Annotated in this window: 26 protein-coding genes and 3 pseudogenes; 14 read left to right on the top strand and 15 right to left on the bottom strand. The window is 70.1% G+C overall.

Features of this window, described 5'->3' with window-relative positions; all coding sequences use genetic code 11:
* Positions 1-360 precede the first annotated feature (360 nt).
* From ACZ7LT_RS34075 to ACZ7LT_RS34090, 4 genes are all read left to right on the top strand, one after another.
* Positions 361-705: a hypothetical protein gene (locus ACZ7LT_RS34075; protein ID WP_471239972.1), complete on the top strand. Its 345-nt coding sequence runs from the start codon at positions 361-363 to the stop codon at positions 703-705.
* Between the two features lie 171 nt (positions 706-876).
* Complete coding sequence (locus ACZ7LT_RS34080; RefSeq protein ID WP_471239973.1) at positions 877-2,016, top strand: helix-turn-helix domain-containing protein; 1,140 nt, start codon at positions 877-879, stop codon at positions 2,014-2,016.
* 94 nt (positions 2,017-2,110) lie between these two features.
* On the top strand, positions 2,111-2,572 hold the full coding sequence (locus ACZ7LT_RS34085; protein ID WP_471239974.1) for a hypothetical protein: 462 nt from the start codon (positions 2,111-2,113) through the stop codon (positions 2,570-2,572).
* A gap of 23 nt (positions 2,573-2,595) precedes the next feature.
* Positions 2,596-3,255 (top strand): HAD family hydrolase, encoded by a 660-nt coding sequence (locus tag ACZ7LT_RS34090; protein ID WP_471239975.1) that lies wholly within the window; start codon positions 2,596-2,598, stop codon positions 3,253-3,255.
* 124 nt (positions 3,256-3,379) lie between these two features.
* On the opposite strand, the gene ACZ7LT_RS34095 is transcribed toward ACZ7LT_RS34090, so the two are convergent.
* The 3 genes and pseudogenes from ACZ7LT_RS34095 to ACZ7LT_RS34105 all read right to left on the bottom strand — a co-directional run.
* Entirely contained in the window at positions 3,380-3,856 is a 477-nt protein-coding gene (locus ACZ7LT_RS34095; protein WP_471239976.1) for a hypothetical protein, read from the bottom strand.
* A pseudogene (locus ACZ7LT_RS34100) lies at positions 3,856-4,277 on the bottom strand (hypothetical protein); the annotation flags it as partial. The gene ACZ7LT_RS34095 and the pseudogene ACZ7LT_RS34100, both read right to left, overlap by 1 nt.
* Positions 4,278-5,381 (bottom strand): annotated as a pseudogene (locus ACZ7LT_RS34105) (nuclease/transposase family protein); the annotation flags it as partial. It abuts the pseudogene before it with no gap.
* Positions 5,382-5,423: 42 nt separating this feature from the next.
* Here ACZ7LT_RS34105 and ACZ7LT_RS34110 point away from each other — a divergent pair.
* On the top strand, positions 5,424-6,191 hold the full coding sequence (locus ACZ7LT_RS34110; RefSeq protein ID WP_471239977.1) for a transposase: 768 nt from the start codon (positions 5,424-5,426) through the stop codon (positions 6,189-6,191).
* Between the two features lie 166 nt (positions 6,192-6,357).
* Positions 6,358-7,137 carry a hypothetical protein gene (locus ACZ7LT_RS34115; RefSeq protein WP_471239978.1) on the top strand — a complete coding sequence of 260 codons (780 nt, stop codon included), beginning with the start codon at positions 6,358-6,360 and terminating at the stop codon, positions 7,135-7,137.
* A gap of 78 nt (positions 7,138-7,215) precedes the next feature.
* Here the strand turns inward: ACZ7LT_RS34115 and ACZ7LT_RS34120 are convergent.
* The 4 genes and pseudogenes from ACZ7LT_RS34120 to ACZ7LT_RS34135 all read right to left on the bottom strand — a co-directional run.
* Positions 7,216-7,746 (bottom strand): annotated as a pseudogene (locus ACZ7LT_RS34120) (IS200/IS605 family accessory protein TnpB-related protein); the annotation flags it as partial.
* On the bottom strand, positions 7,739-8,314 hold the full coding sequence (locus tag ACZ7LT_RS34125) for an IS607 family transposase (RefSeq protein WP_471239979.1): 576 nt from the start codon (positions 8,312-8,314) through the stop codon (positions 7,739-7,741). The gene ACZ7LT_RS34125 and the pseudogene ACZ7LT_RS34120, both read right to left, overlap by 8 nt.
* A gap of 36 nt (positions 8,315-8,350) precedes the next feature.
* Positions 8,351-8,884: a hypothetical protein gene (locus ACZ7LT_RS34130; protein WP_471239980.1), complete on the bottom strand. Its 534-nt coding sequence runs from the start codon at positions 8,882-8,884 to the stop codon at positions 8,351-8,353.
* 84 nt (positions 8,885-8,968) lie between these two features.
* Entirely contained in the window at positions 8,969-9,502 is a 534-nt protein-coding gene (locus ACZ7LT_RS34135; RefSeq protein WP_471239981.1) for a hypothetical protein, read from the bottom strand.
* 162 nt (positions 9,503-9,664) lie between these two features.
* On the opposite strand from ACZ7LT_RS34135, the gene ACZ7LT_RS34140 reads away from it, so the two are divergent.
* The 3 genes from ACZ7LT_RS34140 to tpg all read left to right on the top strand — a co-directional run bounded on the left by ACZ7LT_RS34140 (position 9,665) and on the right by tpg (position 13,596).
* Positions 9,665-10,666, top strand: a complete 1,002-nt coding sequence (locus ACZ7LT_RS34140; RefSeq protein ID WP_471239982.1) for a LysR family transcriptional regulator — start codon at positions 9,665-9,667, stop codon at positions 10,664-10,666.
* 136 nt (positions 10,667-10,802) lie between these two features.
* Positions 10,803-13,028: a telomere-associated protein Tap gene (gene tap, locus ACZ7LT_RS34145; RefSeq protein WP_471239983.1), complete on the top strand. Its 2,226-nt coding sequence runs from the start codon at positions 10,803-10,805 to the stop codon at positions 13,026-13,028.
* A gap of 10 nt (positions 13,029-13,038) precedes the next feature.
* Positions 13,039-13,596 carry a telomere-protecting terminal protein Tpg gene (gene tpg, locus ACZ7LT_RS34150; RefSeq protein WP_471239984.1) on the top strand — a complete coding sequence of 186 codons (558 nt, stop codon included), beginning with the start codon at positions 13,039-13,041 and terminating at the stop codon, positions 13,594-13,596.
* Between the two features lie 40 nt (positions 13,597-13,636).
* On the opposite strand, the gene ACZ7LT_RS34155 is transcribed toward tpg, so the two are convergent.
* Positions 13,637-13,912 carry an early set domain-containing protein gene (locus tag ACZ7LT_RS34155; protein ID WP_471239985.1) on the bottom strand — a complete coding sequence of 92 codons (276 nt, stop codon included), beginning with the start codon at positions 13,910-13,912 and terminating at the stop codon, positions 13,637-13,639.
* A 468-nt stretch (positions 13,913-14,380) separates the two neighbouring features.
* Between ACZ7LT_RS34155 and ACZ7LT_RS34160 the strand changes: the two genes are divergently transcribed.
* The 4 genes from ACZ7LT_RS34160 to ACZ7LT_RS34175 all read left to right on the top strand — a co-directional run bounded on the left by ACZ7LT_RS34160 (position 14,381) and on the right by ACZ7LT_RS34175 (position 17,832).
* A complete protein-coding gene (locus ACZ7LT_RS34160) occupies positions 14,381-15,550 on the top strand; it encodes a polysaccharide pyruvyl transferase family protein (protein WP_471239986.1) in 1,170 nt (389 codons plus the stop codon).
* Between the two features lie 36 nt (positions 15,551-15,586).
* Entirely contained in the window at positions 15,587-16,996 is a 1,410-nt protein-coding gene (locus tag ACZ7LT_RS34165; RefSeq protein ID WP_471239987.1) for an FAD-dependent oxidoreductase, read from the top strand.
* A 282-nt stretch (positions 16,997-17,278) separates the two neighbouring features.
* Positions 17,279-17,584, top strand: coding sequence for a hypothetical protein (locus tag ACZ7LT_RS34170; RefSeq protein ID WP_471239988.1), 306 nt, complete (start codon positions 17,279-17,281; stop codon positions 17,582-17,584).
* On the top strand, positions 17,581-17,832 hold the full coding sequence (locus tag ACZ7LT_RS34175) for a hypothetical protein (protein WP_471239989.1): 252 nt from the start codon (positions 17,581-17,583) through the stop codon (positions 17,830-17,832). Before ACZ7LT_RS34170 ends, ACZ7LT_RS34175 begins: the two co-directional genes overlap by 4 nt.
* Before the next feature lie 62 nt (positions 17,833-17,894).
* On the opposite strand, the gene ACZ7LT_RS34180 is transcribed toward ACZ7LT_RS34175, so the two are convergent.
* The 3 genes from ACZ7LT_RS34180 to ACZ7LT_RS34190 all read right to left on the bottom strand — a co-directional run bounded on the left by ACZ7LT_RS34180 (position 17,895) and on the right by ACZ7LT_RS34190 (position 19,890).
* Positions 17,895-18,842, bottom strand: a complete 948-nt coding sequence (locus ACZ7LT_RS34180) for a LysR family transcriptional regulator (protein WP_471239990.1) — start codon at positions 18,840-18,842, stop codon at positions 17,895-17,897.
* 220 nt (positions 18,843-19,062) lie between these two features.
* A complete protein-coding gene (locus tag ACZ7LT_RS34185; RefSeq protein ID WP_471239991.1) occupies positions 19,063-19,383 on the bottom strand; it encodes a hypothetical protein in 321 nt (106 codons plus the stop codon).
* A 132-nt stretch (positions 19,384-19,515) separates the two neighbouring features.
* The gene (locus ACZ7LT_RS34190; protein ID WP_471239992.1) at positions 19,516-19,890 is read right to left on the bottom strand and encodes a peptidase inhibitor family I36 protein; all 375 of its coding nucleotides are present in this window, start codon (positions 19,888-19,890) and stop codon (positions 19,516-19,518) included.
* Positions 19,891-19,920: 30 nt separating this feature from the next.
* Here ACZ7LT_RS34190 and ACZ7LT_RS34195 point away from each other — a divergent pair, with 30 nt between their 5' ends.
* Positions 19,921-20,421, top strand: coding sequence for a hypothetical protein (locus tag ACZ7LT_RS34195; protein WP_471239993.1), 501 nt, complete (start codon positions 19,921-19,923; stop codon positions 20,419-20,421).
* A gap of 98 nt (positions 20,422-20,519) precedes the next feature.
* Here ACZ7LT_RS34195 and ACZ7LT_RS34200 read toward each other — a convergent pair whose 3' ends face one another.
* The 4 genes from ACZ7LT_RS34200 to ACZ7LT_RS34215 all read right to left on the bottom strand — a co-directional run bounded on the left by ACZ7LT_RS34200 (position 20,520) and on the right by ACZ7LT_RS34215 (position 22,405).
* The gene (locus ACZ7LT_RS34200) at positions 20,520-20,822 is read right to left on the bottom strand and encodes a hypothetical protein (RefSeq protein ID WP_471239994.1); all 303 of its coding nucleotides are present in this window, start codon (positions 20,820-20,822) and stop codon (positions 20,520-20,522) included.
* A 69-nt stretch (positions 20,823-20,891) separates the two neighbouring features.
* Positions 20,892-21,137 (bottom strand): hypothetical protein, encoded by a 246-nt coding sequence (locus ACZ7LT_RS34205; RefSeq protein ID WP_471239995.1) that lies wholly within the window; start codon positions 21,135-21,137, stop codon positions 20,892-20,894.
* A 285-nt stretch (positions 21,138-21,422) separates the two neighbouring features.
* Positions 21,423-22,040 (bottom strand): hypothetical protein, encoded by a 618-nt coding sequence (locus ACZ7LT_RS34210; RefSeq protein ID WP_471239996.1) that lies wholly within the window; start codon positions 22,038-22,040, stop codon positions 21,423-21,425.
* 80 nt (positions 22,041-22,120) lie between these two features.
* Positions 22,121-22,405, bottom strand: coding sequence for a hypothetical protein (locus ACZ7LT_RS34215; protein WP_471239997.1), 285 nt, complete (start codon positions 22,403-22,405; stop codon positions 22,121-22,123).
* Positions 22,406-22,444 lie beyond the last annotated feature (39 nt).

The raw sequence follows: 22,444 nt of genomic DNA on the forward strand, positions 1-22,444 counted from the left end.
CCTGGACGAACGTACGGTCCCTGCCCCCCATGGTGGCGATTTGCCCGGGGTTTTCCCTGGTCAGTGTCGGTGAAGAAGGGGCACCGACGAGGCCCCGCAAGGCTCGGTGGAGGCCTTGCGCGGCTTGTTCCGATCAATGCGTGCCGGTAGCTGACCGCTCTCTTTCGAAAGTGACTTCCTGTGGTGGAAACAGGGCGCACTGGGTGGTCTTGCGAGGCGAGGGGATTTTGCGTAGCGCGCATGGTCGTCTCTGGCCATAACGCTCCGTGGCGTTGGCGCGACCGTGCGATACCCAAGTAGTGTCCGGGAACCGGCAGTTGACGCCGGAAAAGACAGTGACCCTGGCGGGCCGTCGAAACCATGCCAGGGCCTGTCGATCACCAAGATTCCGACCTGCCGCACCTGAGCCGCATCCACTGGAAGGGACTGCTCATGTATCTGGGCCGTCATCATCGCCTTGGCCTGGTAGGGCCTTTGGCGTCGGGCGTTGAAAGTATCATGCCGTCCTTCTCACCTTGGGAAACCCGACAGGGCGAGGACATGGCAGTCCCGCTGTACGCATACTTCTTCATCGCGCTCGTCGTGATGCCGATCGTTCTCGTCAGCGGTGCATCGGGTGACTGGGCTGCCATGGCCCTGGTCGCCTTCCTCACCGCGGCCGGACCCGGTAGTACTACCTCCTACCTGCGCGTTCGCGGCCACTGACGGGCCTCGCCGCCATCCATGCTGCCGGACCCCCGCACGGGGGCCCGGCAGCGCCTGCCTCACCGCTCACTCACAACGGGTCCGGGAATTTGCTGCAAAAGCGGCCGTGGACGACCAGGTCTCACACACAAAACCGGGCCTCGCGCTTCCCCCGAAAGGGGCACCACCGCCATGGCACCGCACGTCGAACGCACCGTCATCTGCCCCAACTGCCGCAAGGAGTTCACCCGCCCCGGCGGCCGTGGCCGCCCCAACAAGTACTGCACCCCCGCCTGCGGAGCCGCCAGCCGCCGTAAAGCCGCCGAACCTCCCGACTCCTCGGCCTACACGCTCCCCGTCATCGAGATCGGCGAAGACATCAGCCGCGAGGCCGCCGACCTGGTCTCCGACGTGTACGCGGAGCTGTCCTCCGCCGAACTGCTCGACCGCCGCGCCGCTCTCCAGCGGCACCTGGACGACTTCGAGGCCGCCGTCGTCCGGCGCGGCCGGGCGCGCGGCGAGTCCTGGGAGGACCTGAGCGTCGCCCTGAGCATCAGCCCCGAGCGCCTGCGCAAGAAGTGGACCAACGACGCGCTCGAACGCCGCCTCGAACTACGCGCCTCCCGTGCGGAGACCGAAGCGACCCCCGCCTTCCAGAACGCGCTCATCCCCGGCCCGAGAACCGCCCGCCCCACACCCCCCTCCCACCCCGCTCAGGCCGGCGGCGCCCCGCGCCCCCGTACCGCCCACCGAGCAGGCCTGCCGCCCACCGGCACAGGCCCCCACCAGCTCGCCCGCGCGCTGTCCCACCTCCAGCGCGCCGGCCACAAGACCGTCCGGGAGATCGCCGCCTACGCCCTGATCACACCGTCGTACGTCTCGAAGATCCTCGCCGGCACCCGGCTGCCGTCCTGGCCGGTGACCGAGCGGCTCGCCGAGGCGTACGACGTCGACGCGGCCGACCTGCGCCCCCTGTGGGAGGCGGCCCACCAGCAGCGCACACCCGGCACGATGCCGCCGCACCCCGACCACAACCCCGCCCGGCGCTTTCATACCGCCATCCGCAGCCTCCACCTGGCAGCCGACCGGCCCGACCTGTGGACGATCCGCGCGAACAGCGACAACGTCCTCAGCCTCGCCACCATCACCCGCGTCCTCAGCGGCCCCTACGTACCCGACTGGAACACCACCGGACGTCTCGTCGCCGCCCTCAGCGGCCGCCCCACCGACATACGCCCGCTGTGGCAGGAAGCCGCCGCACCCCCCGCCCACCCCCAACCCGCACCCACCATCACGACCCCGTCCCCCCTGCCCGCAGCAGCCTTCGGATAGCCCGAACCCGCCGCCCGCCCCCGCCCGATGCCCCCCCAATGACCGCCCCCCGCCCGATGACCGCCCGCGCCGCCCGACCAGGGGAGGAACACCCATGAGCCTCACCCACACGCTTCCCACCCCGCCCACGCCCTTGGCCCCATCCGCCACCGGGCACGCGCCGGCGCTCCGCCTCCCGCCGGCCTTCGAAGCGTTCTACGGGCTGCACCACGCGCGCTACCTCGCCTACGCCCAGGCCCATCTGGACGCCCCGGCGGCCACGACCGCCGTACGGGAAGCCTTCGGCGACCTGGTCACCCACTGGTCCGACATCGTCAGCCGGCTCAACCCCACCGCCGAGGCCTGGGACCACTTCACCCGCTGGCTCAACGCCCGCACCCGCCCGCTGCCCCTGCACGCCGACGTCGGCCTGCAGTACCAGGCGGTCGTCCTGCACCACATCGCCGGCTGCTCGATCACCGCCACCGCCGACGCGACCGGCCAGGACCCCAGCAAGATCCGCTACCTGCTCGGCTCCTGGACGAAGCCCAAGGCCACCTCGCCGCACCACCCCTGACCGTGCTTTGCGACAGTGTGCCCATGGATCACATGGGAGTTCGTACGACCGCGACCTGCGTCCTTCTCGACATCGGCGGCGTACTGGAGTTCACGCCCGACACGGGCTGGGTGCAGCGGTGGGAAGAGCGGCTGGAGCTGCCGCCGGGCACGGTCAATGAGCGGATGCACGAGGTGTGGCGCGCGGGAAGCATCGGCCGCATCAGCGAACGCGAGGTGCACGAGCAGGTGGCGGCACGCCTGGGCCTCGACGCGCCCCAGGTCGACGCCTTCATGACCGACCTCTGGACGGAATACCTCGGGACGCCGAACGAGGAACTCATCGCCTACGTGCGAGGGCTGCGCGGACACTGCCGGCTCGGCATCCTGAGCAACAGCTTCGTCGGCGCCCGGGAACGGGAGACGGCGCTGTACCACTTCGACGAACTGGTGGAACAGATCGTCTACTCGCACGAGATCGGCATCGGCAAACCCGACCCGCGCGCCTTCGAGGCCGCCTGCGCCGCTTTGGACGTACGCCCGGAGCACTGCCTCTTCATCGACGACGTCGCAGTCAACGTCGAGGCCGCCCAGGCAGCCGGCATGCAGGCGCACCTCTTCGAGGACAACGCCCGGACGATCACACGCATCGCAGCACACCTGGATGCCGGACCCCGCATTCCGGCGCGCGTCCCGCAGGGATGACATCAGCCGCCAGATCGGCAGCTCGCCGGGTCCGTGGAGTCCGGGGAATCCGGACAGTCCATGGACCCGGCCATCGCCGTCGGTGACGCCCACCGCTGAGTAGTCACGGATCAGCAGTTACGGATCAGCAGTTACGGATGGACCACACCGGCGTCCAGTCGTAGGTGAAGGGCCTGTTCTCCGGCAGGACGACGTCCCGCACCTGGCCGTTTTGGCCGTAGAAGAACGCGGCGGCGCCGATCTGGTTGTTCACCGCCTGGCCCCAGCCGTTCCAGTACGACAGGGAGTACAGGTTGCACCGGTAGAGGAAGAACACCTTGTACGTGCCCACCGCCGGGTCCCACACCCCGGCGCACAGGTTCCCCTCCTTGCACTCGACGGGGTTGCCCGACGTCGTGTGCACATAGTCCGCCCACGGAGAGACCGTCGGGGAGGCCGCCGCCACAGCCCGCGACGACGGCGACGACGGCGCGTTCGCGCCCTCAGGCGCCGGCGGCATGATCATCATGTAGCTGCCGCTCTCGCGAGGGGTGTCCGAGGCCGCCTGGGCCGGGCCCGTGGCGAAGGCGGACACCAGCACGCACAGGAAGGCACCGATCACAGCGAACGCGTCAGGCGGCCGAGGTCGGTGTACGCCTTGCCGTACGACGTACCGTCCGCGTGCAGGGTGAAGACGGCCACGATGGACCGGTCGCCGGCCCCGACGGTGCCGGTCGTGTGCAGCGCCGGACGGCTCAGGTCCACACTCACGGCATGGTTGTCGGCAGCGCTGCCGGCACCGCTCCCGGGGCCGCAGGTGCCCTTCGCGTACCGGCCCGACCAGCCCTGCTTCACGGCCCAGGGGCGGTCGAACGCGGCCGCGATACCGAAGTGCTGGTCGAACGTGTCCGACGCGCACCGCGTCGAACCCCGCAGGGCCCCATGAGGAAGTCCCGTACGGCCGGGGGAGCCACATCCAGGATGTGACGGTACGTTCTGACGGTGTCGCGGGCCGACATGGCGGTGTAGCCCCAGTACCGTTCCTAATCAGTGAGCAGGAGTGAGTCTTGGACCCATACCTGGTCACGGCGGACATCCCGAACGGTTTTGGATGTCCTGGTCGCCCGCGTACTCGCCGCGTCCGGCGGCACGGATCGTGCCCGTGGTCCGGGGATGCGGGGGCGGGGTCCCTCACGCCCAGGGGCACGCCGGTCGGCCTGGACGGTCCGATGCCCGTGCACATCGCTCTGGTGTGCACGGGGCGGTGTCGTCCGTCGCCGGATCGGGTGCCCCTGGGCGCGTCGTCCGATCGCGATGCTCGCCGCATCGTGCCGGGTGGTCTTACGGGTGGGGCCGGCCATCGGCTTTTGCCAGTGCTGGGCGCCCCACCTGCTGGTGTAGGCCGGGTCCACGGCGATGATCGTGATGCCCGTGGCGTCGGCCATGGAGGTCAGCCGGGCGCGGAGCTTGCCGGTCGGCATGCCGGAGATGAGCTGCCGGAATCGGCGCTTGCGCCCGTGCTTCTCTCTGGTTTTCTCGGCCTGGAAGTCAAGGTCTTCGACCGCGATGGCTTTGACGCCACAGCTCTTGGCCCAGTTCAGCAGCCGTGTGAGGGCGTGCCGTACCTGGGCGTCGCGGTGCTGGGCGTTGCCGGACAGGTCGTAGAAGAACCGGCGCGGCCGGCCGTTCGGGTTGCCGTGCGTGTCGAGGCGCCATGCGGCGAGGTGGCCGGCGTTGGTGTCCACGCCGATCACGCCTTCGGAGAGGGCGGCTTCGAGTGGGACGGTCTTGGTGAGAGGGATCTGCCAGGAGGCGTCAACGTACCAGCGCCCGCGCCCCGTGTCGTGGTGGAGGCGGTAGGCCACGGCCCGGTTGGCCTCCACACGGTCGGCCCACTCCTGCCCCCGGTGAGGGAACCGCACCTTCGCAGCGAGTACGTACCGGCCGTGCTTGGCGTTCGCCAGGTCGGCGAGAGGGGCCGGGAGCTTGATCGACACTTCGCCCTCGGGCGTGATGCGGATCGTCTCGTTGCCGAACCTTTTCCCCGACTCGCCGTCCGCCCGGAGGAACCAGCGCTCGGCTTCCCACCGCTCACGCCACTCGGCCTCGGTGAGCTGCGCCTTGTCGAGGTTGTGACGGGTGCCCAAGGGCTGTCCCGTAAGCGATCTTGCCCTGCGATGATCTCGACTATGTCAGGCGTGATCACGGCGTCCGAGCCGTCCTGGATAGCTCCGTTCACCGGTCTGAGTCCCCGCGTCTTCGGCAGGTTGGTGACCGCGCTGCGTCGCGAGGGTGCCGACTCCCCGGGCCGAGGCCGGCCGTGGAAGCTGTCGTTGGAGGACCGGGTGCTGCTGGTCGCCGCTTACTGGCGGACGAACTTGACGATGCGGCAACTGGCCCTGCTGTTCGGGGTGTCGAAGTCGGCCGTGGACCGGGTGATCAACGACCTCGGCCCGAGGTTTGCGCTGCGTCCCCGCCGACGGTTCGCCAAGGACGCGGTGCTGATCGTGGACGGCACCCTGGTGCCCACCCGGGACCATGAGGTGGCCGAGCAGTCGAAGAACTATCGCTATTCCACCAACCATCAGGTGGTCATCGACGCCGACACTCGCCTGGTCGTGGTAGTCGGCCGGCCGTTGCCGGGCAATCGCAACGACTGCCGGGCGTGGGCGGAGTCCGGTGCGAAGGACGCCGTCGGCAACACGATGACCATCGCCGATGGCGGCTACCCGGGTACCGGACTCGTCATGCCGCATCGTCGCCGCAAGGGAGAGGATCTGCCCGACTGGAAACAGGCACACAACAAGTCTCACAAGTCGGTTCGCGCCCGCGTCGAACACGCCTTCGCCCGGATGAAGACCTGGAAGATCCTGCGCGACTGCCGCCTGAGGGGCGATGGAGTGCAGCACGCGATGCACGGCATCGCCCGCCTGCACAACCTCGCCCTCACCGGATAGCCCCACCCTGCAGGGGAGCGGTTCGCGGGCGGACCGTCTTGCTCGAATGGCGTCGCACGGTAGCTGTCCTCGGACAGTGAACTTGGACCGATTGTCATCGGAGTCGGATCCTGGGCTCTTGTCAGTGGAGTGCGCTTTCCTGTCCTCCATGGAGTTCACTCATTCGATGCTCAACAACCTGCTGGACCGGATCCCCCGGCCGAGCGGGGTTCTGTACCTCTCGCAGGACACCGACCCGCACGCGCTGGTCGAGAAGCTGGCTTCCCTTCACGGGGAACCACGGGCCCTGGTCCTGGACGGCGTCATGGCCCCGGGCGTAAGCGAGGTTCATGGCACAAATCTCCTCGACCTCCTCGAAGACCGTGCCGAGACGGTAGTGGCCTGGGCCCATGGGGGACAGTGGCTCGGCGCGGGTACTGCACTGGATGCGCAGGGCGACATCGTGCCGGTGCTGGCGGTCACCCCGCGGCAGATCCAAGCACTGCCCGCGGGGATCGCCCGCCAGGACGAAGACTGGGTCGAGCGGCTCATCGGCATCACCGGCTGGATCCTGCCGCCCCAGCGACCGGACGTCGACTGGGCGCAGATTGAGGCGCGCACGGGCACGCGTCTTCCCCGCGACTACAAACGCATGGTGGAGACGTTCGGGGAGGGCGCCTTCGACGCGTACCTCCATCTGAACCAGGAACCGTGGACCGACTGGAAGAAGGACGGCCTGCTCGTCTGGGCAGGCACCGAACACAAGAATCGGTACTGCTGGCAGATCGACGACGGAGACCCTGACCACTGGCCCGTCACCATACAGACATTCGACGGCGAGAACGTCCCCTTCGACTGTTCAACCGCAGAGTTCGTCTGCCGCATCCTCGTTGAGAAGGACCACCCCTTCACCATGGCCCACTACTTCGACACTCACTGGTTCATGACCTACCGCACGAACGCATGAAGCCTCGCGGCCACGGCCACGCAGGAACCGGTCCAAGTTCGGTGGCAACCGATCCAGGGCGGATGGTTACGGGACAGCCTTCAGCAGACGTTTACCGCCACGCACGGCATGCACCCGGCCCGCTTCCCGGTCGACCCGAATCTGATCGAGCCGGTCCTCCAGCACATGCAGGCGGCGTGCTTTGTGGAACCACTCGTGCGCGGATCGGTAGCCGCCTGGAGCCTGCTTGGTGCCCTTCTGCCCGACCGGCAGCGACAGCCGGTGCCGGATCGTCGTGATACCGGCTTCGAGGGACTTCACGTGCGCGGCCTGGCCGCGCCGGGCGAGCGCCCACTGGTCATGCGTGGCCTTCGTGATCGACCCGGCCCACCTGGACGACGACTCGGCCGTCAGGTCCCGCTTACGGGCCGCCCATGACTCGGTGGAGTGCTCCAGGCCGTCAGCGCAACGCGCTTTGAGGTCCTTCGAGGCGAGCGAGCCCAGGTGCGCACCCACCAAGCGCAGAACCTTCTCGTCCTCGGGCGTGAGGTCCCCCAGCCGGGTACGTACCGCCACACCGGACGGGCCGAGAGCGACGAACGGCGCGGCGACCGGGCGGAGGTCAGCCACGTTCGGCGGCTTCCAGTGCCTTGCGGGCGCGGTTCTTCGCCGACCCGCGCCCGTACAGGCGGGCGCAGAACGAGGTCAGCACCTCCACCATGTCCCGCACCAGGTCGTCTTCGACCTCGCCGTCGTCCAGCACCAGCAGGCGACGGCCCGTCGCGGACAAGGCGGCCTCGACAAGCTCGACGTTCATCCGGCCGAGCCGGTCCTTGTGCTCCACCACCACGGTGGTCACGTTCGGGTCGGCCAGCAGACGCCGGGCCTTGGAACGGCAGCCGTTCATCCCAGAAGCGATCTCCGCCTCAACACGAACGACTCGGTGACCGGCCTTCGCCGCCCACGCCGACAGCCGTGTGACCTGGCGTTCCAGATCGGTCTTCTGATCGTGCGAGGACACGCGGGCATACAGGCCCAGACCGCCGATGACCTCGGGCGTGGTGTTTGCGTCGATGTTCACCAGGATCGTGCGTGGCCCGACCCGCTGAGCCGGTACCGGCAACGTCCCCTCACGGAACCAGCGATACGCGGTCTGCGGATGCACGCCCTGCGTCTTCGCCCATTCCGTCAGATTCACGCTCAGACAACGACACTCACTCATACATGGTTACGCTCACTTACCCGACTTCGAGAACCAGCAGGTGGACACCCTCGAAGCCGGCCGGGGCGGCGCCGTGTCGGTGAGGCCGAGCCGCGGGATCATCCGCTGCACGATCGCGGGCCCGCCGTAGGTGGACCAGTAGTGGTTGGCCGCGTCGTCGTCGCTGCTGCGCAGCATCGCCTCCAGCCGGGCACGGTCGCCGGCCGGGACGGCGTCGGGGCTCCGGGTCCACAGGAAGTCCAAAGCCAGCAGGAGCTTGACGACCGAGGCGGACCGGAACCGTGCGCCCGCATTCAGCTGCTCGGTGAAGGTGCCCGTCTGCCGGTCGAACACGGCGATCCCGGCCGTCACACCGACGGGCACCTGGGCACCGGCCGTTTCGCCGGACGAGGCACCGCGCACGGGTTGCGCTGACGCGGCGGCGGAGGGAGCGAACGCCGTCGCGGTGAAGAGAAGGGAGAGGAGGGAGCAGATCGCCGCCGTCGCGGCGAGAAGACTCCCCGCCCGTCGGCGCGCGGGGGCATGGGAGAGGGCAGTGCTACGCATGCAAGTCGTCCGTCCTGAGGCGATGAGACGGCAGAGAGGCGCCTTGGCGGCTTAGCGGCTTAAGGGAGACGGGCTCACGGCGGCTTACGGGATGTTGCACTCCGTCATGCCGGGCCACGGGTCGGTCGAGGTCCACACATCGACCGCGGGGATGAAGCCCCAGCCGTGATGACCGGCCTCGCCGGAGGCCATCCGGTCGCCCTTGGTGTAGTACCAGATGTTGTTGCCGCCGTTGTGCCAGGCGCCCCTGCCCCAGCACACGAACCAGCTCGGCGAGGTGTCGAGCCAGCCGATCACCGGGCACGCGGAGATGAAGCTGGCGCAGCCGTACAGCGGGGCCCCGGCACGGTTGCCGCACACCCAGTCACCGCTCCAGGTGCGCTTGGTGTAGGCGTCGTAGTGACTGACGTTGCGGTACGTGCACGAGCCCTGCGCGGTGAACGGGCCGGCCGCGGCCGTACGTACGGCGGCCGGGCTTACGGCAGCGGGGCTTACGGCGGCCGTGCGTACGTCACTGTGCGCGGTGGCGGCTCGTGGGCTCTCGGCCTGCGCGGCGCCTGCACCGAACATCACGGCCAGGAGGGCAGCGATCACCGCCACCGCTTGTCTCACAGACATGTTCGTCCCCCGGTGCAGAGAATGAAGAGATCGGTCTCAACGGCCCTGCGGCACCCTGCGGTTGCCGACCGCGGCCGTCGCTCGGGAGCCTTCCACCACGGGTGTGTTCATGTCATCGCCTGCGACCATGCGACATGAGGGACGATCGATGGGGGATTCATCATGACCGCAGGCGAAGCGGCTGTTGACGGCGGCACTCCACTGGCAGACCCGGACCCGCGGACGCCGAGCCTGCATCAACTGCGGCTGTTCGTCGCCCTGGCGGAGGAACTCCACTTCTCCCGGGCCGCCGCTCGCCTGTTCATCACGCAGTCGGCGCTGAGCCAGCAGATCAAAGACCTGGAACGGCGCCTCGGCCTGAAGCTGTTCGACCGTACGAGCCGGGCCGTCACCCTCACCGCACCGGGACGCGTACTGCTCGCGGACGCGCGCGCGGCGGTGGTCGCCGTGGACCGGCTGAGCCGCAGCGCACGGACCCAGGCCCGCCGGCTTTCGGGCCGGCTCGTCGTCGGCAGCATCGGCGCCGAAGCCGCCATGCCCCACACACGCGCGGTGCTGCGCCTGCTGCACGAGCGGCACCCGCGCTTACACATCGATGTGCGCAGCCTCAACTTCATCGACCACGTCGACGCCCTCTTCCGGCAGGAGGTCGACGTCGTCTTCCTCCGTCCGCCGGTTCCCGGCGGCATCGAGGTGCTGCACCTGGCCACGGAAGCACGGGTGGCCTGCCTGCCGGCGGGCGACCCCCTCGCCGACCGGGAACGGATCACCCTCGCCCAGCTCGCCCGCCACCTCGTGATCGATGTCCCGCCCCAGGTGCCACGGGTCTGGTGGGACTTCTGGGCCGTCGACCCGAGACCCGACGGCACCTCCGTACGTTATGGGCCGGTCGCCTCGGACATGGAAGGGCTCTTGCACCTCGTGGCCCAGGGCAGGGGAATGTGCTTCCTGCCCGCCGCCGCCCGTGACTTCTTCCCCCGGCCCGGCGTCCGCTATGTCGACGTCACCGACCTGCCGCCGTCCACCTCGGCACTCGCCTGGCTACGGACCAACCGCGCCGAGCCGGTCATCCAGGCCGTCGTCCACGCAGCCATGTCCCTCAGCCCGGCACTGCCCCCAGCCCCGGCCGCAGCTCCTCGGCCGCCCGGTTGCCTCCCGGGCTGACTGCCCCACTGCCCGATTGCCTCCCGAGCAACTGCCTTGCCGCCTCACCGAACGCGCTTCGTACGCGAACCGTACGGTCGCCGTACGCGATGCGTACGGTTCGTGGATTAGTGTGGGCCGGAACAGGAGGTGTTGCATGTCCGAGCTGTTCGACGCGGTCGACGCCCTGGTCGCGTCCCGCGCCCCGCTGCCGCCGCCGCAGGAGCGCAAACGGCTGCGCCAGGCGCACGGCCTGACGCTGGACGAGGTGGCCGCCGCGCTGCAGGTGAGGCGGGCGACCGTCAGCGGCTGGGAGTCCAGCAGGACGAGGACGGAGCCGCGCGGGCCGGAGCGCGAGGCGTACGCCCGCCTGCTCGACAAGCTCGCGGAGCTCTACCCCGCCCCCGACCCCACCAACACGCCCCCACCGGCACAGGACACGGCGCCGGCCGCAGCGGCGCCGGGCACGTCCACCGCAGCCCCCACCCCCACCACCGCCCCCGTCCCTGCCCTTGTCCCCGTCCCTGAGCCGGAGGCCCCGCCCCGCCCGCCCCGTACCGCCAGGCCGTCGTCGGCGCCGCGCCCCCCGGCCGCGAGAAAGCCCGCCCCCACCCCCGCCAACACCCAGGCGGCGAGCGGCCCTTCCAGTGCCGACCCGCGCTTCGCCAACGGCCCGCTCGCGGTCCTCGACGTCACCGACGACGGCCACGTCCTCGCGTACTGCGTCGGCGGCCTGATCCTGGACGTACCCGCCAAGTCCGTCCCGGCCCTGGTCGACTGGACCCTCAAGGAGGCGCAGCTCGGGCAGCCGCGCCTGTCCGGGGCGGGCAAGGACGCCGACCCGCTGCTCGTCCTCACGAAGACCGCGCTGGAGCGCTACGGCCTGCCGGTGACCCTCACCGACGAGGAGCGCCTCGCCGGCCGGCTGCCGGAGAGCCACAAGGTCGTCAAGCAGCTGGCGCGCGCGGACTGGCGGCTCACCAAGCGGGGCTTCGGACCGTGGGCGCGGATCTACCGCCCCGCGCAGGGCTCCGAGCGCGCCTGCGTCCAGCTGTGCATCCCGTCCTGGGACGCGCTCGACGCCCGCCACTGGAACGGTGCCGCGCAGCTCCCGCCGGCCGAACTCGCCCGGCTGCTGGGCACGTACGCGGCCCGCGTGATGACGCCGCGCGGCTCGACGGCCGTGACCGGCCTGGAGCTGATGACGGCCCTGCACCCGCCGACCCGCGCCTCCGAGCCCGACGCGACGGGGAAGCGGCATTCCGAGCACAACCCCGGCTCGCTGGGCAGCGAGCCGGTCGACTGCGCGCCGTGCGAGGCGCCCGACGGCCACCCGCTCCTCGCCGGCCTGCCGCGCTTCCACCGCCGCGGCCCGGCGGAGGTCCTGGTGGAGGAGGCCTACGACTGGGCGCGTCCGCTCACCGACGCCGAGTGCACCAAGCGGCATCTGGTCGGCATCGACGTCAACATGGCCTTCGCCGCCGGAGCCAACGGGCTGACCGTCGGTCTGGGCGCACCCACGCACCTCACCAACCCGGCTTTCGACCCCAAGCTGCCCGGTTCCTGGCTGGTCGACCTCTCCCACGTCGACCTGTCGAGGGTGAAGTCGGGCAAGGAGTGGGTGCGGCTGGACGGCGACCTGCTGCCCAGCCCGTTCACACCGAAAGGCGAACGGCCCCAGGGCCCGGCCTGGTACGCCACACCCACCGTCGCCTACGCCGTCGAGCTCGGCTACGACGTCGCGCCCTTGGAGGCGTACGTACGCCACGACAACGGCCGCTACCTCGACGGCTGGTACAACCGGCTGCGCGACGCCTACCTCGCCACGATGGCCGACCTCGGCGTGGGCACCGACCTCGCGCCGCAGGACTTCCTCGCCGCGATGGACACCTACCGGCAGCGCGACCCGCACCTCGCCATCGTGGTGTCGGCGGTCAAGGCGACCGTCAAGGGCGGCATCGGCAAGCTGCGCGAACGCCCCCGCGGCGAGGGCTGGAAGCCCGGCCAGCCCTGGCGCGCCTTGGCCCGCCCGACCTGGCGCCCGGACATCCGCGCCGCGGTCATCTCCCGCACCCGCATCAACATGCACCGCAAGATCCTCAAGCACGCCGCCTTCACCGGGCAGTACCCGGTCGCGATCCTCTCCGACTGCGCCGTGTACGCGGCCGACGGGCCCTCGCCGCTGGACTTCCTGCCCTACCGCGACGGCAAACCGCTGCCCGGCGGCTTCCGGCTCGGCGTGAACCCCGGCCTGGTCAAGTGGGAGGGCACCCAGAGCGTGCTGTGGGGCGAGGGCGTGCGCGAGCAGTTCGACGCCCCCGAGCTCAACCTCGCCCGGTACATCAAGGACGGCACCGTGACCGACACGGACAACGGGGAGTAGGCGCAGCGCGATGAACATGTTCGCCGACGGCCTGGACCAGGCGGTACGCAAGGCGTTCACCCGGCCCGCCCCGAAGTCGGCCGGGGCGCAGATGCGCTACCTGGTCAAGCAGCTCAAAGGCACCAGGGCCGTCGCCCAGATGCTGCGGATCTCCCAGCGCACCGTCGAGCGGTACGTGAAGGGCCAGATCAAAAAGCCCCGCCCCGACCTCGCGGCCCGCCTGGAGCGCGAGGTCCAGGCCCGGTGGCAGCCGCAGATCCGCGCGAAGGCCCGGCAGAAGGCGGCGACCACCGACGGCATCGTCATCGACACCCGCGCCCGCCTGGGCTACACCGCGCCGATCGGCACGACGGACGAGACCCGCATCCGGCACCTGACCGTCGCCCTGCCCCCGCGCCACGCCGCCCGCCTCTTCGAGGCCAGGGAGGCCGGCGCCGGCGACCAGGAGCTCCAGAAGATCGCCGCCGAAGCCCTCAAGGAGGTCTACTTCCAAGACGGCGGCCGCCGCGCCGGCTCCCTGGAGGAGATCCGCTTCACGGACATCGAGCACCTGGAGTTCGACCTGTAGGGACCCGCTCGGCCCTGCGGCCTGGGGCGGCGTGGGTGGGTCAGGTGTGCAGGCGGCTGTTGGTGCCGTCGTGGCCGTCGGCGTGCTCCTCGTCGAACCAGTAGTCACCGGCCGCCAGGTAGCGGAAGGAGTGCACGCCCTTGGCCGGCAGGGCGACGGTGACGGCGCGCATTCCGTCCGCGCGGGGCTTCAGGACGTGGGTGCCGGGCTTCCAGTCGTTGAAGTCGCCCACCACACTGACCGGGCCGGGAGGGTTGCCTTCCGGGAGGACGAAGGTGATCTGGGCGCGGCCCTTGACCTGCTTGCGTTCGAGCACCGGAATACGCTCCTGGCAACGAGGGGGATGTAGCGCTCATCCTGCGACCGGCCGCCACCGCCGCCCGCCGACACGGCCGCGCACGTCTCCACGTTTCACCCGTCCGGCATGACTGCCCGTGCCGCATGCTTCACCGGCCGGCCGGCCCACAGGGGTGACGGCGCCCTGGGCGGGTAGCCGAGCCGCCATGCGTCCCGTACGCCGTACGCCGTACGCCTCGGTCGAGCCGCCGCCCCGCGGCGCTGAGAGGCGCAAAACCGTTCAGGGGGGTGAACTGGTGGAGAGGTACGTCAAAAGCTGCAGCACCTCAAAGGCCGCAGCACGGCAAAAGACCGGCCCGCCGCCGGCCCGGGGCCAAGGCGGCCCCGCGTCCGTCCTTCCACCACACCAGCCGCGCAACACCAGACCCGTAAGACCCGTAAGGGCCGTAAACCCGTAAGACCTGTAAGGCCTGCGAGGGGGCTGAACATGGACAGTCGAAGCAGCATGACCATCGGCGTGCTGGGCTCCTACGGCGGCCGCAACGTGGGAGACGAAGCGATCCTCACCGCCATGCTGGAAGGCATCCGGCTCGCGCGTCCGGACGCCCGCCTGATGCTCTTCTCCCGCGATCCCGCCCACAGCCGCAGCACCTATCCGGACATCGAGGTGGTCGGCTGGGAAGGCGTGTGCCGGGACCAGATCTCCGAGGACCTGCGGCGGCTGAGCGTGCTCGTGCTCGGCGGCGGCGGAATCCTCTACAACACCGAAGCCCGCCGCTACCTGCGGCTGGCCCGCACCGCCCAGGACCTCGGCGTCCCCCTGTTCACCTATGCCGTCGGCGCCGGTCCGCTCACCGACGAAGCCGACTGCGCCTGGGTCCGCGCGACACTCTCCGACGCGGCGGAGGTGACGGTCCGCGACGAGGAGTCGAAGCTGGTACTGGAAGAAGCCGGGCTGGCCCGGCCCGTCTCCGTCACCGCCGACCCGGCACTGCTGCTCGAACCCGGCGACAGCGGTATCGAGCTGCTCCGCGCCGAAGGGGTACCCCGCGGCGTCCGCCTCGTGGGGATGAGCGTGCGCGAGCCCGGCCGCGCGGCCGAGCACCTCGACGAAGAGGGCTACCACCAGCTCCTGGCGAACGTGGGCGACTTCCTCGCCCACCGGCTGGACGCCCACGTCGTCTTCGTCCCCATGGAACGCGACGACATCCGGCACGCGCACGCGGTGGTCTCCCACATGATCCACGCCGATCGCTGCCACGTGCTGCACGGCACCTACCGCCCCCAGCAGGTCCTCGACATCGTCCAGCAGCTGGACCTGGCCATCGGCATGAGACTGCACTTCCTGATCTTCGCCGCGCTGGCCGGCATCCCCCTGCTGCCCCTGCCGTACGCGGGAAAGGTCTTCGACTTCGCCCAGCAGATCGGCGCGCCCGCCCTGCGCGGAGTGGTCAGGGAGGCGGCCGGCCCCCTCCTGGCCGAAGTGGACCGCCTGTGGGACGAGCGGCCCGCCCGCGTCGCCCACATCGCCGCCCGTACGGCGTCGATGAAGCTGCGGGCGGCCCAGACCGCCGACCGGCTCATCAGCTACCTCGACGCCGCCGCCCCGCGGCCCCTGGACCACCACCCCGCACCGCAGGCAGCGACCCGCACCTGACGCCCGTGATCGCCCAGATCCCTGACGGGAGGAACCGTGACCTACCTGATGCCGCCCCGCGTGCCACGGAGCGTGGAGCTGCCCCCGCGCCAGGCCCTGCACGCCGGCTCCACCCAGGTGTTGGTGGTCGGCGGCGGACCGGCCGGCATCGGGGCGGCCCTCGGCGCCGCGAGCGCGGGCGCCCAGGTGGTCCTGGTCGAGCGGTACGGATTCCTCGGCGGCAACGCCACAGCGGCCCTGGTCATGCCGCTGATGAGCTTCCACAACGAGGTCAAGCAGGCCGTCGCCGGCGATTCCGCCCGCCTGCTGCCGCCCGACCACGGCGAGGGCGAGCCGGTCGTCGGCGGCGTGCTGTGGGTCCTGCTCGAACAGCTGGTGCGCGCGCAGGCGGCGATCCGCCCCTCGCTCGAGACCGGCTACACCGTGCCCTTCGACGCGGAGCTGTTCAAACTCGTGCTGTACGAGCTCCTGGAGACGCATGAGGTACGCACCCTGCTGCACGCCACCGCCTCCGGGTTCATCCCGCTGCCCGACCGCGCACGAGCGGTGTTCGAGACGAAGTCGGGGCCGGTCGTCATCGACGCGGACGTGGTCGTCGACTGCACCGGGGACGGCGACATCGCCGCCGCGGCCGGGGCGACGTACGACATCGGCCGGCCGGAGGACGGCTGGACCCAGCCCATGACGCTGATGTTCCGCATGGTCCGCTTCGACCACGACGAGTTCGCCGCGTACGCCCACGCCCACCCGGACCAGTGGAAGGGCGTGCACGGGCTGTGGGACCTGGTCCGCGCCGCCACCGACGCCGGCGAGCTGGATCTGCCGCGTGAGGACATGCTCTTCTTCGCCACCCCCAACACCGGCGAGATCGCGGTCAACTCCACCCGTGTCACCGAGGTCCTCGGCACCAGCGTCTGGGACCTCACCCGCGCCGAATTCACCGCGCACCGCCAGATGGCACAGATCGCCCGCTTCCTGCGCGACCGCGTGCCCGGCTTCAAGGACTCCTACGTCGTGCAGAGCGGCGTCCAGGTCGGCGTCCGCGAGACACGCCGGATCGCGGGCGAGTACCAGCTGACGGGCGAGGACGTGCTGGCCGCCCGCACGTTCGACGACGCCATCGCCCGCGGCGCCTACCCCGTGGACATCCACAACCCCAGCGGCCGCGGCACCATCCTCAAACGCGTGCCCCGCGGCCAGTCCTACGACATCCCGCTGCGCTGCCTGCTGCCCCGAGACCTCGACCGGGTCCTGGTCGCCGGCCGCTGCATCTCCGGCGACCACGTGGCCCACTCCTCCTACCGGGTGATGCCGATCTCCATGGCCACCGGCCAGGCGGCCGGCGTCTGCGCGGCCCTCGCCTCGGCCCGGCGCACAAGCCCACGCGACGTCCCCGTGGCCGCGATCCAGGCCGAACTCCGCGCCCAGGGCGCCAGCCTCCGCTGACACCCCGGGGGGGGCACGGCAGGGCGCGGGCCGCACGCCACCGGAAGCGGGCCGCCATCGCCCCCATCTGCCCAGGCGCACCCATGAGTTCCCGGCGAGGCCGACGGCGATGCGTGCCTGTCTCCGCGACCCTCTCCGTGGCGTGGGTGCGGGCGACCTGCGCCTGGCCGAGCCCGCGCTTGCGCACAGCGCTCCCCGGGCGAGACCGCTCAGAGCGCCTGACCCGCTCCAACCGGGCCGCGTAAGCTGGGGAGATGGGAACACCCGGCAGGGGAGGTCGCAGTGAGCGCACGTGAGAGGTGGACGGTGGACAGACTCCACCACGCCCTGCCGCACTCAGCCTCCCGCCAGCAGCTCCTCGCGGACGTGAATCTCACCCCGATCGACGAGCTGCCGGCCGTGCTGGAGCGGTGGGCGACGGCCGCTGAGCAGCTACAGGATGCGGCCGGGCGGATCGAGACAGCCCGCCTGACAGCAAGGGCGAAGGGACGCGGCACGCTCCCCGACGGCGTGGCCGCCGAGGACCACACCACGGACGTCCTCAGGGACGCCGGTCCCCGCGGTGAGCGCGGCCAGGGCGCGGCGTGACGTACCGGCTGAACTTTCCCGCCGACGTCTTCGACACCTACAAGCAACTCCCCGACCGTGCGCGCCGGGACCTCGCCGTATGCCTGGTCGACGCGCAGGAGGACCCGCTCGGGCACTCGGAGCCGTACGGCGAGGACGACGGCATCATCCGCACAGTCGCCCACGGCCACGTCACCGCAGTCGTTCTCTGTGGCCACCCCACCCGCACCCTCACGGTGCTCGCGATCGCCTACGCCGGAACTCCCTGAACACCCCCCGCGCCGGTCAAAGCGCCGCCCGTCCCGCTCCCTGCGGCAAGTGAAGCGGCGTGTCAGGCCACGTTCCACCAGCGCCTGTTGGTCTTTCGCAGCGTCTCACGGTCCGTGGTCCGGGCGTGGGCACGCAGCACGTGCAGAAGCGCGCCGAAGGCGGGGGTGAGGGGACGGGACGCCGGCCAGGCGAGCACCGGGGTGCACGGGGGCAGATCGGTGACGGGGATGAAGCGGACACCGGGCCGGGGCATCAGGTGCAGGCAGCCTTCGGGGATGAAACGGATGCCGTGCCCCAGACTGGCCAGGGCGACATAGGACTCCAGGGTGGTCGCCGCGTGGTCGGTGTAGCGCACCGGGGTCCCGTCGGGGCGTGGGTCGACGGCCCAGAAGGCACGGAACTCCGGGTCCACGTGCGGTGAGTAGCCGATGACGGGCAGGTCGGCCAGGTCCGCGAGGGTCAGCGTCTCGCGCTCGGCCAGCGGGTGGGTCTCCGGCATGCAGGCGAACCGTTCCTCCGTCCCGAGGCGGAGGGTGCTGATGCCCTCCGGCAGCGGTTCGTAGCAGATGACACCGTCGATCTGGCCGTCCACGAGCAGGCTCAGCTGCTCGACGTTGTCCACCGCCCGCCACTCCACCTCCGGGCCCGGCATGCGTTCCCGCAGCTGATCCAGGAGTATCCGCAGCGCCGGCAGAGCGGTGATGTACGAACCGATCACCACGCGGCCCGAATGCGCCTGCGCTTCTCCCGCGGCGGCACCACGCAGGTCGTCAACGGCATCCACCACGGCGCGCATCCGAGGCAGCAGCGCCTTCCCGGCCGGTGTCAGCTCCACCCGGCGCGTGGACCGCTCCACGAGGCCCACGCCCAAGTGCTCCTCCAGGGCGCGGATCTGGCGGCTGAACGCGGGCTGGCTGATGAACTCGCGCTTGGCTGCCCGGCCGAAGTGCAACTCCTCCGCGAGCGCGAGCAGCAGACGTAACTGATGCGTACTGGGATCCGTGGTCATGAATCCTCCCCCAAACAAGGACAGTTGGTCGCCTGTCCCGAACTTATGCAGGCAGGGTATCAGTGGCGAATTCGGCCGCATCAATAACCCCTTCCAAAGCGAATCCCGCCCCGCCAGAATGGAATTCAGAAAGCAGCGGTCCGGGAGAAAGCGGACTGCTGGAAAACGAGGGGATGAATTATGAAGCAGAATGTGGCCATGTCGCTCGGTGTGGTGGCGCTTAGTGTCGCCGGCCTGGTCGGCGTGGGATCGGCGACCGCAGGTTCGGCGGCTCGATGTCCTGGGCGTCCACCCGGGGCAGGGTCTTCCACTCCATGCCCAGGTCGTTCATGCACCGGCGTATGAGGATGTCCTGTGCGTCTTCCATGAGATGGGTCTCGGTCACGCTCGGCGCATAGGCGTCCAGGGGCAGTTGGATCGGTTTGACGGGCGGGGCGGGCGGGGGTTGGTGTTCTTGGTGTTCCCCGGCAGCTGTGCAGGCGGTGGTGGCCAGGAGCAGCAGGGCGAGCGTGGTGGTGATCCGGGCGCGGGAGGGCGGCATGGTTGCCTCTCGTCGTGCGGTGCGTGGTGCGTGGTGCGCGTTGAATCGGGTGTAGTTCGCGGCAGGGGGGTGGGGTGCGGCCCGGTCGCCGCACCCCACCTGTCAGCAATGCGCTACCGACGGAACCCGCTGTCAGTTGAACCTGATGGAGCTCGTGCTGTCATGCAGGCCGTGGCTGCTGAGGCGGGGCTCGGACAGGCCCGCTGCCAGGTAGGCGTCGGCTCCGTGATAGCCGGCGTGCTGGTAGAAGGTGACCCCGCGGTTGCCCAAGTTCTTGGCGGAGCTGATCGTGTCGTTCCAGCCGTCCTTCTTCAGATTCTTCATGTTCTCGGTGAAGATCGTGTTCGGGCCCTTGTAATTGGCGTCCTTGAACACCTTGACCTTCCCGACACGGCCCTTGGCCTCGACAGCGTCCGCGTGGCTGTCCGCGGCGACCTGCACTGCGGCGCCCTGGGAAGGCGCGGCCCCGGCGGCCGGTACGGAGCCGAGGCGGAAGCGGCCCGCCACGGATACCACCCGCGCCCCTACCCGCCGTCGGTGGTGCGGCGCAACCGCGCCTGGGACGAGCGCGAAGCGCTCCCGGCAAAGGTGCTGAACGCGGCCTACGGCTCACCGGGCAAGGGCGGCGGATGCGTCAAGACCGCCCAGCGCCAACTCGTCGGCGACACCGCCCCACCCGACTACCAGGCCTTCAACCAGCTCACCGGCACCGCACTGGAAACCTCCCGGCGTACCCCCGAAGTCCGCGACGCGCTGCGCGCATGCATGGCGAAGGCGGGCTTCGGCTACGCGGACACCTTTGCCGCCGTCGACGACAAGCGCTGGAGGACGCCCGACCCCACACCGGCCGAACGTGCCACCGCCCGCGCCGATGTGGCCTGCCAGAAGTCGGCGCAGTTGGTGAAGGTCTGGGCAGCGGCTGAGACCCGCGTCCAGCATCGCCTGATCCAGCAGAACTCCGACCGGCTTCAGGAGGCGAAAGCCCGCAAGGACCGCTGGCTGGCAGCGGCCCGCCGGGTCCTGGGTGTGCCCCGTTAGGCGGCGTCGTGGTCTCCTCCTGTGCTGTGTGCTCCAGTGGGGCAACCCAGCGGACGGGCCGGACGGGCCGGGCGGGCCGACGCCGGCCGCGGTCGCGCTCAGCCGGCGCGGGAACCGCCGTTGCCGCTTTCGTGGGAGCCCGCCGTGGTGGCGGCACCGGTGCCGGCCTCTTCTCCCATGCCCGGGGCGACGGCTCCTCGGTCGTCCAGACCGAGCGCGACCTTCGTCCAGCCCGATTCCCGCCGGTCGAAGGCCCGGTACGCGTCGATGGCGTCCTCCGGCGCGGACCAGCGCGTGACCAGGGGCGTCGGGTCGAGCGTGCCGGATCCGACCAGGGACACGAGGCGGGGCAGATAGCGACGGTGATGGCAGTTGCCCGTCTTCAACATGAGGTTCTTCATGAACGCTTCACCGAACGGGTAGTGCTGGAGTCGCCGACGCCGTGCCACACAACCGCTTTCATGGCCGCATCAGCCTCCCATGCGCGTCCGCAGGAGTCGCTTGCCCAGTTCGGCGCCCTTGCGGCTGTCGGCCTGGGCCTTGCGGAACAGTTCGGCGACTTCGGCGTCGCCGTCGCGTTCCGCGTCCTGGATGTAGGTCTCCAGCCGCAGGGCGTTGGCCAGGCAGGTCTCGACGTACCAGAGCAGGTTGTAGTCCTTGTCCTTGGTGCCGGTGACTCCACCGGTCTCGGGGTTACCGGCGGTTCCGTTCGTCATGATGCCTCCCTCGCCGCGCCTGTTGTGGATGTTTGTCACGGTATGCCTGTACCCGCTGTTCCTTCCCGGATGCGGAGCTGGGACGATCCGTACATGCCCGAGTCCCGGGGCACGGCCCCGGCCGGGCCGTGAAGAGCGCCTGGCCCCGCTTGAGGCCTAAAGCGCACGCTGCATGACGACAACGATCCATGCATTGTGATGCAGGACATCGAGGGCAACGGGTGCCGGCCCTTGCGTACCGGGTCCGGTGCGCGTCTTGCGGATACGTCTACCGCCCAAGGGCTCTCATCGCCAACGGACCGCTTCAGCAGGGGAGAAGAGGAACGGATCACGCCTGTCATCGATCACGACGGTGCCGTGCCGGCCCAGGCTCGACCACTCCAGCTCCAACCGCCACTCGACCCGGTCCGCTCCCTGCGGCCTGATCACGAAGTACTCCGGCTCACTGGCCGTGACGTAGAACGGGAAACCGCTCGTGCGGTCGCAACGAGACGGGTCCGGCAGGAGCGCCTGCTCGTCGAGCCCGGCATCGAACAGCGTGGGCCGCGGCAGGTCGAGTCGTGCCGTGTATGCGCGCGGCCGCATCATCATCGCGTGACTCACCCCGACGTCGCCCTCGATCCTGCGCACGACGACCGGGCTGAGCCGATGCAGGATCACCGCCTGCGCGGTGAACGCCTCCAGCAACACATGCACCTCGCGCGTGGGATTCCGCCTCACCCCGTCGTAGTGGTACGCCGTGCTCTCCACCCGTTTCGCCGTGACCGAGACCGACAGCGCGGTCGCGGGCTGACGCGGTGCGGTGTGGACCGTCATGTTGCCGTGGACGACACCGACTTGGATGACCGGACCGGTACTGTCACCGGTGTGGTGGTTGGAGATGGCCCGACTGTCTTCTGCCATACGCCCATCATCCACGCGCACCCCACCAGAACCACGAGCGCCCCGGCCCAACACCGCTTCCTGCAAAGGCAGTTACGTTCCTAGGAGCCGGCGAACCAGTAGTTGTGCACCTGGAGGACCTGGGGCTGGTCGGGGGCGGCGGGGAAGCCGAGCTCCTTGGCGATGGGCATCATCCTCTCGCCGAAGCGGACCATGGCCTCCTGCGACTCCCACAGGTCGAAGACCTCAAGGCCGCTGCTGGTCGGTGCGCAAGTGTGGGACAGGCACCCCTGGAAGATGCCGGGCAGCTGCTGGAGCCTCGCGTTGAGGGCGTCGTACTGCTCGGTCGTGGCGCCCGGAACTACGGCATGGACGAAGATCGCCATAACTGGTCTCTCCTGGTGTGCGCGGTGCGGTGCCCTTGT

The sequence above is a fragment of the Streptomyces sp. NPDC039465 genome, assembly GCF_055639315.1.